The organism is Pseudomonas sp. R11F (assembly GCF_050312575.1).
Classification (GTDB): Bacteria; Pseudomonadota; Gammaproteobacteria; order Pseudomonadales; family Pseudomonadaceae; genus Aquipseudomonas; species Aquipseudomonas palleroniana.
Genome location: NZ_JBNPJU010000041.1, coordinates 15436 through 30321, shown reverse-complemented (window position 1 = coordinate 30321; position 14886 = coordinate 15436). Strand labels below are relative to the sequence as shown.

At 61.0% G+C, this 14886-nt stretch carries 12 protein-coding genes; 4 read left to right on the top strand and 8 right to left on the bottom strand.

The features are described from left to right. Window positions 1-66: 66 nt before the first annotated feature. Complete coding sequence (locus ACQRBV_RS11555; protein ID WP_411985352.1) at window positions 67-795, bottom strand: TraX family protein; 729 nt, start codon at window positions 793-795, stop codon at window positions 67-69. Between the two features lie 90 nt (window positions 796-885). Between ACQRBV_RS11555 and ACQRBV_RS11550 the strand changes: the two genes are divergently transcribed. From ACQRBV_RS11550 to ACQRBV_RS11540, 3 genes are all read left to right on the top strand, one after another. Then, complete coding sequence (locus ACQRBV_RS11550; RefSeq protein WP_060753363.1) at window positions 886-1926, top strand: low specificity L-threonine aldolase; 1041 nt, start codon at window positions 886-888, stop codon at window positions 1924-1926. 172 nt (window positions 1927-2098) lie between these two features. Then, window positions 2099-2299: a hypothetical protein gene (locus ACQRBV_RS11545; RefSeq protein ID WP_090368345.1), complete on the top strand. Its 201-nt coding sequence runs from the start codon at window positions 2099-2101 to the stop codon at window positions 2297-2299. A 91-nt stretch (window positions 2300-2390) separates the two neighbouring features. Beyond that, entirely contained in the window at window positions 2391-2924 is a 534-nt protein-coding gene (locus ACQRBV_RS11540) for an REP-associated tyrosine transposase (RefSeq protein WP_411985351.1), read from the top strand. A 571-nt stretch (window positions 2925-3495) separates the two neighbouring features. On the opposite strand, the gene gbcB is transcribed toward ACQRBV_RS11540, so the two are convergent. Beyond that, window positions 3496-4596 (bottom strand): glycine-betaine demethylase subunit GbcB, encoded by a 1101-nt coding sequence (gene gbcB, locus ACQRBV_RS11535; RefSeq protein WP_060753366.1) that lies wholly within the window; start codon window positions 4594-4596, stop codon window positions 3496-3498. Window positions 4597-4878: 282 nt separating this feature from the next. Here gbcB and gbcA point away from each other — a divergent pair, with 282 nt between their 5' ends. Continuing rightward, window positions 4879-6174: a glycine-betaine demethylase subunit GbcA gene (gbcA, locus tag ACQRBV_RS11530; RefSeq protein WP_244700860.1), complete on the top strand. Its 1296-nt coding sequence runs from the start codon at window positions 4879-4881 to the stop codon at window positions 6172-6174. Window positions 6175-6919: 745 nt separating this feature from the next. Here gbcA and ACQRBV_RS11525 read toward each other — a convergent pair. The 6 genes from ACQRBV_RS11525 to ACQRBV_RS11500 form a co-directional block, all read right to left on the bottom strand. Further along, the gene (locus tag ACQRBV_RS11525) at window positions 6920-7690 is read right to left on the bottom strand and encodes an electron transfer flavoprotein subunit beta (RefSeq protein ID WP_411985350.1); all 771 of its coding nucleotides are present in this window, start codon (window positions 7688-7690) and stop codon (window positions 6920-6922) included. Window positions 7691-7700: 10 nt separating this feature from the next. Further along, entirely contained in the window at window positions 7701-8921 is a 1221-nt protein-coding gene (locus ACQRBV_RS11520; protein ID WP_090368339.1) for an electron transfer flavoprotein subunit alpha/FixB family protein, read from the bottom strand. After that, window positions 8921-10864 (bottom strand): dimethylglycine demethylation protein DgcB, encoded by a 1944-nt coding sequence (gene dgcB / locus ACQRBV_RS11515; protein WP_060753370.1) that lies wholly within the window; start codon window positions 10862-10864, stop codon window positions 8921-8923. Before dgcB ends, ACQRBV_RS11520 begins: the two co-directional genes overlap by 1 nt. A 153-nt stretch (window positions 10865-11017) precedes the next feature. Next, the gene (gene dgcA, locus ACQRBV_RS11510) at window positions 11018-13078 is read right to left on the bottom strand and encodes a dimethylglycine demethylation protein DgcA (protein WP_244700866.1); all 2061 of its coding nucleotides are present in this window, start codon (window positions 13076-13078) and stop codon (window positions 11018-11020) included. Window positions 13079-13093: 15 nt separating this feature from the next. Further along, entirely contained in the window at window positions 13094-13624 is a 531-nt protein-coding gene (locus ACQRBV_RS11505; protein ID WP_027606002.1) for a DUF5943 domain-containing protein, read from the bottom strand. 75 nt (window positions 13625-13699) lie between these two features. Further along, window positions 13700-14677, bottom strand: a complete 978-nt coding sequence (locus ACQRBV_RS11500; protein ID WP_060753372.1) for a dipeptidase — start codon at window positions 14675-14677, stop codon at window positions 13700-13702. Between the last annotated feature and the right edge of the window lie 209 nt (window positions 14678-14886).

Sequence of the window (14886 nt, the reverse complement as noted above, 5' to 3'; positions counted from 1 at the left end):
TGGGCCAGCTTTCAAATGCAGTGGCTGACACACCGCTATCGGGAGCAAGCCCCCTCCCCCAAGGGGTTAGGCGATAGCTTGACGAACGAGTAGCAGCAGCAGGAAATGCACGGGATAGAGGGTATAGGCCCAGCGGCGCATGGCGGGCGGCGAGGCGTTTTTGGCGTGTCGCAATAAGACCAGGCCCGCCAGTGGCGAAATCAGGCAGGCAACCAATCCCATCAGCGCAACCGGCGTGCCGTTATCGAGCAATATCTGCCATTGGTTGGCGGCCACGCAGACCAAGCCCGGCAACACACTGAAATACCATCGGCGACGGAACACCAGCAGCATCACCAATGGCAGCAATACACCAAAGAAACCGAACATTAAGTGGCTTGAAAACAGGGCGGCTATCGTGACGGCGACCAGCGCCATGCCTCGATCAACCCGGCCCTTTTGCTGCCATCCTCGGGCAACCAGCAAACCCAGCGCCAAGGTTGGCAGCACATTCAACGTATCGGCATCCTCGATAAACAACCGGTACGGTACTTCGCTGATCGCGCTGAACAGCAACAACCAGCCCAGATAGCGCCAGCGGCCTCTTGCCGGCAGGTCGCGGCCCCGATGCAGATTCGCCGCAATCGCCAGGCAAAACCACGGGAACGCCAGGCGCCCCGGCACATACAAGCCATCCAGGCTTAAGCCGACATAGCGCAGGTGATCCAGCACCATGCTCAGCAGCGCCAGCCACTTGAGCAGGTCCAGAGCGCCATCGCGGACACGTCCGACAGCCATCGTTTCAGTACCGTGCATAATTCCCCAGTGACTCTGCATTTACAGCGCGTGCGTATGCCCGACAATCTTGGTTACAGTGCGCACCAACATCGACCACAGGAATGGGCCATGACCGACAAGAGCCAACAATTCGCCAGCGACAACTACTCCGGCATCTGCCCGGAAGCCTGGGCCGCCATGGAACAAGCCAACCAGGGGCATCAACGCGCCTACGGCGATGATGAATGGACCCACCGCGCCGCCGACGGTTTCCGCAATCTGTTCGAAACCGACTGCGAAGTGTTCTTCGCCTTCAACGGCACCGCAGCCAACTCACTGGCACTGTCTTCACTGTGCCAGAGCTACCATAGCGTGATTTGCTCGGAAACCGCCCACGTCGAAACCGACGAGTGCGGTGCGCCGGAGTTTTTCTCCAACGGCTCGAAGCTGCTCATCGCCCGCACCGAAAATGGCAAGCTGACCCCGGAATCCATCCGCGAGATCGCCCTCAAGCGCCAGGACATCCACTACCCCAAACCCCGCGTGGTAACCCTGACCCAGGCCACCGAAGTCGGCAGCGTGTACACCCCGGATGAAATCCGCGCCATCAGCGCCACCTGCAAGGAACTGGGCCTGAACCTGCACATGGACGGCGCGCGCTTCTCCAACGCCTGCGCCTTCCTCGGTTGCTCCCCCGCCGACCTGACCTGGAAAGCCGGTGTGGACGTATTGTGCTTTGGCGGCACCAAGAACGGCATGGCCGTAGGCGAGGCGATCCTGTTCTTCAATCACAAACTGGCTGAAGACTTCGACTACCGCTGCAAACAGGCCGGCCAACTGGCGTCGAAAATGCGCTTTCTCTCCGCCCCCTGGGTGGGCCTGCTGGAAAACGACGCCTGGCTCAAGCATGCCCGGCACGCCAACCACTGCGCACAATTGCTGAGCAGCCTGGTGGCGGATATTCCAGGGGTTGAACTGATGTTCCCGGTGCAGGCCAACGGCGTCTTCCTGCAGCTCTCGGAACCAGCCATTGCCGCACTGACGGCCAAGGGCTGGCGCTTCTACACCTTCATCGGCAAAGGTGGCGCACGCTTCATGTGTGCGTGGGATACCGAGGAGGAGCGTGTAAGAGAATTAGCCGCGGATATTCGGACAGTGATGGGTGCCTGATACTGGCGTAACGCCGAGTCTGTTATTTGATATTTCTGACAGCCACACACTGGAATTTCATTGACTAGCCTCTTGGAACCCGAAAGGAACAGGCCGCTGCACAGCCCCCCTTTCGGGCTAACCGCCTGCCGCATACCCGGCTGGAAACGGAAATCCAGAAGAGAGACAAACCATGGAATACCAAAGCAACGGCGACACTCTGCAAAGCGACGGCACTATCAGCACCACCGTCATCGATTGGGATGAATTCAGGAAGTACGCAAAAGTCGGTGACACCATCCGAGAGCCATCGCGCACACTGCGGATTTACGATAAAGTCTATGAATTGACAGCATCAGGCCAGCACTTCGTCGTCCACATCTACGCCCAATAACCCTCCTTGATCGATCGTTCCCACGCTCCGCGTGGGAATGCATGCCCCGCGCGCTCTGCGCCCAAGCCGCCCCCGATGCAAGGACGACCCCATGGGCAGAAGCCGCTACGTCATCACCGAACCCGAGAAACCACACTTCCTGACCTGTACCGTCATGGAATGGCTACCGTTGTTTACCCGCGATTACATCGTCGGCCATCTTCTGGATTGCTGGCGATACCAACAGAGCCATGAAGCCTTGAACCTTTACGGCTATGTCGTTCTCGAGAACCATCTGCATTTCGTCGCCCAGGCGCCTGACCCTGGCAAATGCGTCAGCCGATTCAAGTCCTTCACTGCCCGAACCATCATTGATGACCTGCAGAGCAAAGGCGCAGAACGTGTTTTGCAACGCCTGCGCTTCAGCAAACGCGCACACAAGGCGGATCGGGCTTATCAGCTTTGGCAGGAGGGCTCACACGCGGAGTTGGTGTACAGCGAGGCTGTGATGCACCAGAAGCTCGATTACATCCACCATAACCCGGTCAAACGGGGTTACGTGGATCTGGCTGAACACTGGAGGTATTCGAGTGCCCGCAACTATGCCGGAATGCCAGGGCTGATCGACATCCAACGCTGGTACTGACAGCTCGCGAGCCGATGATCGTGCCTGGCGGCGTTACCACGCGGAGCGTGGGAACGAGCTGAACGGGTGATCGTCCCCACGCTCCGCGTGGGGATGCAGCCCGTGACGCTCTGCGTCACACCGCAAGTCTTGCGTGAAAGCGGAACGCAGAGCGTCCCTGGCGGCGTTACCACGCGGAGCGTGGGAACGAGCTGCGCCGGTGATCGTGCCCATGCTCCGCGTGGGCATGCAGCCCGTGACGCTCTGCGTCACACCGCAAGCCTTGCGTGAAAGCGGAACGCAGAGCGTCCCTGGCGGCGTTACCACGCGGAGCGTGGGAACGAGCTGCGCCGGTGATCGTGCCCACGCTCCGCGTGGGCATGCAGCCCGTGACGCTCTGCGTCACACCGTGAGCCTTGCGTGAAGGCGGGACGCAGAGCGTCCCTGGCGGCGTTCCCACGCGGAGCGTGGGAACGAGCTGCGCCGGTGATCGTGCCCATGCTCCGCGTGGGCATGCAGCCCGTGACGCTCTGCGTCACACCGCAAGCCTTGCGTGAGTTGGGCCGGTGAGCGTGGGAACGAGCTGAGTGGATCAGAACTCGATTCGCACATCACCTTTAGGCACGCTGCAGCACGACAGGATGTAACCCTCGGCTTCGTCTTCCTCAGTAATCCCGCCGTTGTGGTCCATCTCGACCTCTCCACCCAGCTTCATCACCTTGCACGTTCCGCAGATGCCCATGCCACACGCCTTTGGAATCAGCAGCCCAAGCTTGGCCGCTGCGGCATGCACCGTTTCACCCGGTGCCACGCGAATGCTCTTGCCTGAAGCAATGAACTCCACTTGATGCAAATCCGCCAGATCGATTTCCGGCGCCTCGGCGGCTTGCTCGGCCTGCTCCACCGCGTCGGCGCGGGCTTCCGGCGGCGTAGCCCCGAAGGATTCTTCGTGATAGCGCGCCATGTCGAAGCCTGCAGCCTCCAATAGGCGTTTCACGGCGTTCATATAGGGCGTTGGACCACAGCAGAACACTTCGCGCTCCAGGAAGTCCGGCACCATCAGTTCGAGCATCTTGTGATTCAGGTAACCGCGATACCCCGCCCAAGGCTCACCCAAGCCGTGCTTCTCACAAATCAGGTGCAGGCTGAAGTTATCGATGCGCGACGCCATGTGTTCCAGCTCGCGGTGATAGATGATGTCCTTGGGCGAGCGGGCGCTGTGGATAAAGGTCATGTCGACGTTGGCGTTAGTGTCGTAGAACCAACGGGCCATGGACATCACCGGCGTGATACCGACACCACCGCTGAGGTACAACACTTTCGGGCTCGGGAAGTCGATGGCATTGAACAGCCCGACCGGCCCGTGCACCGCCAACTCCTGGCCTTCATGCAGGGTGTCGTGCAACCAGTTGGAAACCCGGCCGCCCGGGACGCGCTTGATCGTCACCGAGAAGCTGTACGGCACCGATGGCGAACTGGAAATGGTGTACGAGCGCATGATTGGCTGGCCGTCGATTTCCAGTTCCAGGGTGACGAATTGCCCCGGCTTGAAAAAGAACAGGATCGGCTGGTCGGCCATGAAGCAAAAGGTGCGCACGTCCCAGGTTTCCTGGATGACTTTGACGCAACGGACGATATGCCGACCATTGGCCCAGGTCTGGGTAGTTACCGGGTTCAGGAAGTTATTGGACATGCTGTTCTCCGTAGCCGTAGGTCGGCCTGATGATGGCGATTTTGCGTAACGCCGAATGCGCCCATTTACCTATCTGCGACATTCACATACTTATCGCGACCAGCCCCCATACCACGGGGGTTGCGCGTCGGGATCAGAGTGGGCCATGTCGCTAATGGACAAGGTTCTGGCAGTCGGCGGCCCCACACTCACCCCCAACAACGACGCTTTCTTTACGCCTTGCGTAGTACAACCGTAGCCACTATTCGCCGGCCACACTGAATGGCCATGAGGACACATACGATGGACGTCACCGCAACCTTAAGCTTGGGCGATCCGCTGGAACCCGCACGCAAGGCCACCGCGCAAATGTTGCAAGAACGCGAGCGCACCTTTTCGCTGCCACAACCGTTCTATTCGGATGACCGGCTGTTCGATATCGACATGCAGGAGATCTTCCAGAAAGAGTGGCTGATCGCCGGCATGACCTGCGAGATCCCCACCAAGGGCAACTACCTGACCCTGCAAGTGGGCAAGAACCCGATCATCGTGATCCGTGGCGCCGAAGGCGTGGTGCATGCGTTCCACAACGTATGCCGCCACCGTGGCTCACGCCTGTGCACCAGCGACAAGGGCAAGGTCGCCAAGCTGGTCTGCCACTACCACCAGTGGACTTACGAACTGGACGGTCGCCTGCTGTTCGCCGGCACCGAGATGGGCGCCGACTTCGACATGAAGCAGTACGGCCTGAAACCGGTGAATGTGAAGACCGCCGGCGGCTACATCTTCATCAGCCTGGCCGAAAACCCGCCGGCCATCGACGACTTCCTGTCGACCCTGAATCACTACATGGAACCCTACGACATGGAGAACACCAAGGTGGCGGTGCAAACCACCTTGATGGAAAAAGCCAACTGGAAGCTGGTGCTGGAGAACAACCGCGAGTGCTACCACTGCAACGCCTCGCACCCCGAACTGCTGAAAACCCTGCTGGAATGGGACGACGTCACCGACCCCCGCGCCGACCAGGCGTTCAAGGACCATGTAGCCGCCTCCGCCGCTGCCTGGGAGGCCGAGAAAATCCCTTACGCCCATGCCAGCTTTGGCTTGCGTAACCGTATCGTGCGCATGCCGCTGCTCAAGGGCACCGTGTCGATGACCATGGACGGCAAGCAGGGCTGCGCCAAACTCATGGGGCGCATCAAGAACCCGGACCTGGGCTCGATGCGTATCCTGCACCTGCCCCACTCATGGAACCACTGCATGGGCGACCACATCATCGTGTTCACCGTGTGGCCGATCAGCGCCCAGGAAACCATGGTCACCACCAAGTGGATCGTGCACAAGGACGCCGTAGAGGGTGTGGACTATGACGTGGAACGTATGCGCCAGGTGTGGGACGCCACCAACGACCAGGACCGTCGCCTGGCCGAAGAAAACCAGCGCGGTATCAACTCCACAGCTTACCAGCCAGGCCCGTACTCCAAGACCTATGAGTTCGGCGTGGTCAACTTCGTGGATTGGTACAGCGAGCGCATGTTGAGCAACCTGGGGGCCGCTCCGGCGCCGTACCTCAAGGGCGTTGCGGTTCACGAATAACGCGTTGATCCTCCAGGGGCTGGTTTGTACAAAAAACATCCAGCCCCCGGATGCCTCTTGATTTCCCGGCCCTCCAGCCTTCGCCCAACAACTTATCCACAAAGCCACCCACAGCAATTGTGGGCAACTGCGCTCCCCCTCAGGAATTAACTGAAGAAAATCCGTGACTTGTTCAAGTGGATGATATCAAGCAGGCGCTGATCATTTTTTAACCACAACTCTACAAGCTACGTAAAACGTGGCCTGTAGTAGTACGCGAACACCTTATCCACAGAACCACCAACAGACTTTGGGGGCAACTTCAGCTGCGCTGTGGAAAACCACTCCAAACCTTCACAAAACACGGCATTCAGGATTTTCAGAGCACAAAAAGCCGAAATAGATCAAATTTTGACCAACTCCTTGAAAGCCTTTATTCATAAGGGTTCCAGCCAATAGCGAACATCTTATCCACAGAAGCGCCAACAGACTTTGGGGGAAAGTCTGCACAATGAAATGCATGAAGTCAGGAAAAAACCTATAAAAAACCGCCAGTTAGACTGGTTGTTTTTCGTACAGAGGGCTACAGGGCTTGATCTGTATGGGGTGTGGACAACCGCGAACAGGTTATCCACAGACGATTCAACAGGGATTGTGGGTAATGTAGGAGCGAGCTTGCTCGCGAAGAACCTGAGAGCGCCGCGTCAAACCGGGCACGCTGCATTATCGTTAACGTTCTTCGCGAGCAAGCTCGCTCCTACAAGGATCAGCGAACCACGCCTTCCTCAACCAGCAGCTTGAGAATGGCTTCGGCGCCCGCTTGCGGGCTGAGGCCCTTGAGCACCTGGCCACCGCCGCCACTGGCTTTGGCGGTAGCCGCCTTCATCCGGTCGGCACCGCTCTTGGCCTTGATCACCTTGAGGCGTTTGGGCCGAGGCTTGGCCGGCTGCAGCACGGCGCCTATGAATAACTCATCCTCCAGCACTTCAACCTCATGCGCCTCCAACTCGCCGCGCTGCGCCGGGCCATAGGCACTCTGCCGAGGCTTGGGCGCCGCGTTATCCACCGTGGCGAGGAACGGCAGGCGCACCTTCAGGCGCCGCCTTTGGCCACGCGGCAAGGCTTGCAGCACATGGGCGACGCCGCCGTCGATAGACTCCACCTGGGCGAGCCCCACGATCAGCGGCCAGCCCAATTGCTCGGCCAGCAGGAACGGCAACATACCCGAGCCTTCACCAGTTTCCGCCTGGCTGCCGGCGAGTACCACCTGGGCCCCCGCGTCGCGCAGATACTCACCGAGCACCGGCAAGGCATCGCTGCCGGCCGGTTGTTCCAGCACATGCAGTTGCGGCAAGCCCATGCCGAGATAACTGCGCAACGTCGGTTCGGCAACGTTGCCGGCGTGCAACACCTGCAACTTATCCCCAGCCATTTGCAGGCCCAGTTCGACCGCACGCGCATCCTGCTCCGCACGACGCGGGCGCCCGGAAGTGGGATGGGCGCCAATGGAAACCAGGCTGATTACATTCGTCGTCATGGTCATAGTCCTAAGCTGCATCGCGCTTGGCGCCGTTGCGGTAGGCCGCCACCGCCTCGATCAAGGCTTGCAATATCGCGGCGCTCTCGCCGATCACCGACAGGTCGGCACGCTTGATCATGTCGCAACCGGGGTCGAGGTTGATCGCCACCACTTTGTCGCAGGCACCGATGCCTTGCAGGTGCTGGATCGCCCCGGAAATCCCCACGGCCACATACACACGGGCAGTGACCCAGGTGCCGCTGGCGCCGACCTGGCGATCGCGCGCCATGAAGCCGTCGTCCACCGCCACCCGCGACGCGCCTTCGGTAGCGCCCAGGGCGGCAGCGGTCTGGTGGAACAGCGCCCAATCCTTCACGCCGTTACCGCCAGAGAAGATGAATTCGGCTTCGGCCATGGGAATCGCCGCCGGGTCCACCGCCACCGCACCGAGGTCTTCGATTCGCGGCAGGCTGCGAGCCAGGGTTGTGGATAACTCCACGGGCAATACTTCGTGACGGGTCTCGCTGACCGGGTCGGCACATTCGGCGGCCGCCAGAATCAAGCGTGGCAGCGGCCGGGCCAAGTCTTCCTGGCCGGCGCCGGCACGGCCGATGCACTCCTCGCCCTTGATCTGCCAGACCCGCGTGGCCGGGCGCTCCTTGAGGCTGGCGGCAAACCGCCGGCCCAACTCACCGCCGCCACTGCGGCTATCGGGCAGCAGCCAGTGACGCGGGTTGAACTGGTTATCCACAGCGCGCAAACCTTGCACGCGTTGCTCCGGTGAATAACCGTCGAACTCATGCCCTTCCAGCACCAGCAGGCGATCGACACCGGCCGTGGCAAAGGTACTTTCCTTGTGCTCGCCAAATACCACGACCAGCACGGCGCCGTCGCTGCCGGCGAGTTGTCGGGCCAGGCCGAGCAAGTCGCGGTCGTGGCTGCTCAATCGGCCGCCGACCATGTCCGGCACCACGTTGATATAGAACGCAGGCGCTGCTACCTGATGCAGTGGCAACTGCACTTCGGCGGCAGCCGTACGTTTGCTCGCGCCGCCCTGCTGGGCGCCGCTGCGGTCGATGCGCTTGATGCCATTGGGGCCGATGAAACCGACGCCATGCACGTTCTTGCGCAGGATGCCGTTGGGCCCCATCCAGCTGTGTTGCACCGGCTGCATCGCCGCATGCAGCGGGTGCAGGCGGTTACGTGCAATCCATTCGGCCCGTGGGTCGCGGCGGATAATGTCGCTCATCAGTGCACCTCCGCAGGTTCACGTTTCAAGGGGGCTTTGGCCGGTGCGGCGTCTTCGAGCAACGCGTCGGCGACCAGTTCAGCGATGTCCTTGATCAAGGGCCGAGGCTCGACCACCCCTTCAAGCATCGCCGTGCACTGTGGGCACCCTACGGCCACCAGCTCGGCACCGGTTTCACGGATATCTTCCATGCGCATATCCGGGATACGTTGCTTGCCGGGGATGTCGGTGATCGGCGCGCCGCCACCGCCGCCGCAGCAGCGCGAACGGAAACCGGAGCGTTGCATCTCCTTGACCTCGATCCCCAGCGCACGCAGCACCTGGCGCGGGGCTTCGTATTCGCCGTTGTAGCGGCCCAGGTAACAAGGGTCGTGGTAGGTCACGCTGTTGCCCTTGTGCTGGCCCAGGTTCAGCGCGCCCTCGCCGATCAGCTCGGCCATGAAGGTGCTGTGGTGCTGCACGAGGTAGTTGCCGTTGAAGGCGCCATATTCGTTTTTCAGCACATGGAAACTGTGCGGGTCGCAGGTGACGATGCGCTTGAAGGTGTATTTGGCCAGGGTCTGGATGTTGCGCGTGGCCAGCAGCTGGAAGGTGGCTTCATCGCCCAGGCGGCGTGCCACATCACCGCTGTCACGTTCTTCCAGGCCGAGTACGGCGAAGTCGACCTTGGCGGCCTTGAGGACTTTGACGAAGGCGCGCAGGGTGCGTTGGTTGCGCATGTCGAAAGCGCCATCACCGACCCAGAACAGCACTTCGCAGCTGCCCTTGTCACTGAGCAACGGCAGGTTCAGGTCCGCCGCCCAGTTCAACCGGCCACCCGGTGCGAAACCGCCGGGGTTGTCGGTGGCGATCAGGTTTTCCAGGACTTCGGCACCTTTGTTCGGCGTGGCGCCTTTTTCCAGCGTCAGGTGGCGGCGCATGTCGACGATGGCATCCACGTGCTCGATCATCATCGGGCACTCTTCCACGCACGCGCGACAAGTGGTGCACGACCACAAGGTCTCGGCGTCCACCAGGCCGTTGACGATCGGTTGATGCGGGTTGCCGCCATGCTCGCCGATGGCTTTGCCGGGATACGGGCTGCCGGCAAACTTGGCATCGGTGCCGCCGGCCAGGCCGACCACCATGTCTTGAATGAGTTTTTTCGGGTTCAGCGGCTGGCCGGCGGCAAAGGCCGGGCAGGCGGCCTCGCACTTGCCGCACTGCACGCAGGCGTCGAAGCCGAGCAGTTGGTTCCAGGTGAAATCCTTGGGTTTTTCCACACCCAGGGGCGCGGTTTTATCGCGCAGGTCCAGCGGTTTCAAACCGGTCGAACGCCCGCCGCCGAAGCGCTCGGCGCGACGGTGCCAGGCCAGGTGCAGGGCACCGGCAAAGGCGTGCTTCATCGGGCCGCCCCAGGTCATGCCGAAGAACATCTCCGAGACGCCCCACAGCACCCCCACGCTCAAGATCGCCGCGAGCAACCAGCCGCCGAAGTCGGCGGGCAGAATCCCGGCCACCGGCAAGGTCACCAGGAAGAAGCTCACCGAGAACGCCATCAGGCTTTTCGGCAGGCGCATCCAAGGGCCTTTCGACAGGCGCGACGGCGGGTTGCGCCGACGCAGGTAGACGAAGGTGGCGCCAACAAACATCAGCACCGAGGCCAGCAGCAAGGCGTAGCCCAGGATGCGGCTCTGCAGGCCGAAACCATGCACCAGGATGGCGAGCAGCGCCGACAGCACGAAGCCCAGCGCCGTGGCGACGTGGGTGTTGGCAATGTATTTGTCGCGGGCGACCACATGGTGCAGGTCGACCATGTAGCGCTTGGGCATGGCCAGTAGGCCGCCCAGCAGGTCGACTTTCGAGGCACGACCACGGCGCCACATGTTCACCCGGCGCAGGGCGCCGAGGACCGCGAGGCCCAGAGCGGCAAATAACAGGATAGGCAGCAAGGTGTTCAACATGGTGAAGCTCCCACAGACCACACAGGTCTAATGTGGGAGGGGGCTTGCTCCCGAAGGCGGACTGTCAGTCGATACATCTGTAGCTGACCCACCGCTATCGGGAGCAAGCCCCCTCCCACATTCAGACCGAGTCCACATTGGTTCGGTGTCGGGTCAGAAATCCTTGCACAATCGCAGGGCGTCATAGATCGCAGCGTGGGTATTACGCTGGGCCACACAGTCACCAATGCGGAACAGCAAGTACCCCTCACCCGACTCGCTCAAGCACGGCTGCGGCTTGATCGCGAACAAGGCTTCGACGTCGATCTGGCCCTTGTTGCGCGAGCCTTCCTTGAGCGCGTAGTAGATGGCTTCGTCCGGACGCACGCCGTTCTCCACCACCACCTGGTCGACCACCCGCTCCTCTTTGGCGCCGGTGTATTCGTTCTCCAGCACCGCCACCAGCTTGTCGCCCTCGCGGTAGACCTTTTCCAGCATCATGTCGCCGGTCATGATCACTTCCTTGGGGTACATGCTGCGGTAGTAGGTCGGGAACGACGTACCGCCAATGGCCACGCCCGGCTTGATGTCGTCGGTGACGATCTCGACCTGGCTGCCTTTGTCCGCAAGGAAATCCGCCACCGACATACCGGTGAACTCGCAGATGGTGTCGTAGACCAACACGTTCTTGCCCGGTGCGACTTTGCCGTCGAGCACATCCCAGCTGCTCACGACCAAACCTTCGGCGGCGCCCCAGTGTTCGTTCTGCTCCACATTCGGCTGCCCGCCCACCGCCAGCACCACCACATCGGGGCGCAGGTCGAGAAGGGTGTCGGCATCGGCCGCCACACCCAGGCGCAGGTCGACTTTCAAGCGCGCCAGTTCCAGTTGGTACCAGCGGGTGATACCGGCAATCTGGTCACGCTGCGGTGCCTTGGAGGCCGTGGTGATTTGCCCGCCGATGAATTCTTTTTTCTCGAACAGGGTCACGTCGTGGCCACGTTCGGCGGCCACCCGCGCCGCTTCCATCCCGGCAGGGCCGGCACCGACCACCACGACTTTGCGCTTGGGCCCGGTGGACTTCTCGATGATGTGCGGCACGCCCATGTATTCACGGGAAGTCGCGGCGTTCTGGATGCACAGCACGTCCAGGCCCTGGTACTGACGATCGATGCAATAGTTGGCGCCCACGCACTGCTTGATCTGGTCGATCTGGCCCATCTTGATCTTGGCGATCAGGTGCGGGTCGGCGATGTGCGCACGGGTCATGCCGACCATGTCCACATAGCCGCCTTCCAGAATGCGCGTGGCCTGGTTCGGGTCCTTGATGTTCTGCGCGTGCAGCACCGGGACCTTGACCACTTCCTTGATACCGGCGGCCAGGTGCAAAAACGGCTCCGGCGGGTAGCTCATGTTGGGGATCACGTTGGCCAGGGTGTTATGGGTGTCGCAGCCTGAACCCACCACGCCGATGAAATCGAGCATGCCGGTGTCGTCGTAATACTTGGCGATCTGTTTCATGTCTTCGTGGGACAAGCCATCCGGGTGGAACTCGTCGCCGCACAGGCGCATGCCCACGCAGAAGTCGTCACCCACTTCGGCACGCACGGCCTTCAACACTTCCAGGCCGAACTTCATACGGCCTTCGAAGGTGCCGCCCCATTCGTCGGTACGCTTGTTGACCCGTGGGCTCCAGAACTGGTCGATCATGTGCTGGTGCACGGCGGACAGTTCTACCCCGTCCAGGCCACCGGCCTTGGCCCGACGCGCAGCCTGGGCGTAGTTGCCGATCACGCGCCAGATTTCTTCCGGCTCGATGGTCTTGCAGGTGGCGCGGTGCACCGGCTCACGCACGCCGGACGGCGACATCAGGGTCGGCCAGTTGAAGCCGTCCCAGCGCGAGCGACGACCCATGTGGGTAATCTGGATCATGATCTTGGCGCCATGCTTGTGCATGGCGTCGGCCAGGTTCTGGAAGTGCGGGATGATGCGGTCGGTGGACAGGTTCACCGAGCTCCACCATTCCTGCGGGCTGTCGATGGCCACCACCGAGGAGCCGCCGCAGATCGCCAGGCCGATACCGCCCTTGGCTTTCTCTTCGTAGTACTTCACATAGCGGTCAGTGGTCATCCCACCATCGGTGGCATACACCTCGGCGTGGGCGGTACTGAGCACGCGGTTGCGGATAGTCAGTTTGCCGATCTGGATCGGCTGGAACATTGCTTCGAAAGCCATGGCACGGTCCTCGGCTTACAACGGCTTGACGGTGAACAAGCCGTCATCGTGGCCCTCTTCGGAGCCTCCGTAGACTTGCTCGGCCACAGTGCGAATCTGGCTGCCACGCGCCTGCAGGATCTGGTCCATGGCGCCGGCAAACCAGCCGGTGAACATGTAGTCGACCTTGCGTCCGACCTTGCCATACACGTAGACGAAAGCGGAGTGTTCGAGCTTGACGCTGGCGGTGCCTTTGTCGAGGTCGATGTCCTGGATCTTGAACAGGCCCCAGCCACGTTGCGACAGGCGCTTCATGTAATGCTCGAACACCGCGACGCCTTCCAGGCCGTGGCATTCGGCTTCTTTTTCACACCAGTGCCAGGCGGATTTGTAGCCGGCCTTGTAGAGGATCTCGGCATAGGCCTCGGCGCCCAGCACTTCTTCGATACCCATGTGGTTGTTGACGAAGAAATGGCGCGGCACATACAGCATCGGCAGGGCGTCGGAGGTCCAGACACCGGTCTCGCTGTCGACTTCGATTGGCAATTGCGGGGCGATCTTGGCCATGGAAACTCAACTCCAGAAAATTCGTTTGGATGCCCCCGACACGGATGGCCGAGGGAAAAATGCGTGGGCGGTGGCTTATTCGCCCCAGACGTCCTTGAGAACGTTGACCCAGTTTTCGCCCATGATCTTGCGCACCACACGCTCAGGGTGACCGCGCTTGAGCAGGGTCTCGGTGAGGTTGGGGAACTCGCCCACGGTGCGGATGCCCAGCGGGTTGATGATCTTGCCGAAGTTGGTCAGGCGGCGGGCGTAGCCCTTGTCATGGGTCAGCATTTCGAAGAAATCCTGGCCATGGCCCTGGGTGAAGTCGGTGCCGATGCCGATGGCGTCTTCACCAACGATATTCATGGTGTACTCGATGGCTTCGGCGTAGTCGTCGATGGTCGAATCGATGCCCTTGGCCAGGAACGGCGCGAACATGGTCACACCGACAAAACCGCCGTGATCGGCGATGAACTTCAGTTCCTCATCGGACTTGTTGCGCGGGTGCTCTTTGAGGCCCGATGGCAGGCAGTGGGAGTAGCACACCGGCTTTTTCGATTCGAGGATGACTTCTTCGGAGGTCTTGGAGCCCACGTGGGACAGGTCGCACATGATGCCGACGCGGTTCATCTCGCCGACAATCTCACGGCCAAAGCCCGACAGGCCGCCGTCACGCTCATAGCAACCGGTGCCGACCAGGTTCTGGGTGTTGTAGCACATCTGCACGACGCCCACGCCGAGCTGCTTGAAGATCTCGACATAGCCAAGCTGGTCTTCGAACGCATGGGCGTTCTGGAAGCCGAAGATGATGCCGGTCTTGCCCAGCTCCTTGGCACGACGGATATCGGCAGTGGTTTTCACCGGGATCACCAGGTCACTGTTCTCACGGATCAGGGTCTGGCTGGCCACGATGTTATTGATAGTGGCCTGGAAGCCTTCCCACACCGACACGGTGCAGTTGGCGGCGGTGAGGCCGCCTTTGCGCATGTCCTCGAACAGGTCGCGATTCCACTTGGCAATAATCAGCCCGTCGATAACGATGCTGTCGGCGTGCAATTCGGCTGGGCTCATCAGGCGTCCCCTTATTGGCGATTCATGCGCCGAATCGTCTGCCGGCGCTTTGGGCCAGCATATGCCCAGGGGCCGACGGAACCGGGTGCAAAAACGACAGGGGAATTGCCGAAAGCGTCAATCCGGGACAAAGGCTGTTAAGACAGGCCTGACTGGTGGCTGTTCTTTGTCTTACGCTTGAGCCAGAATTCGGCCATTACCTGATATGA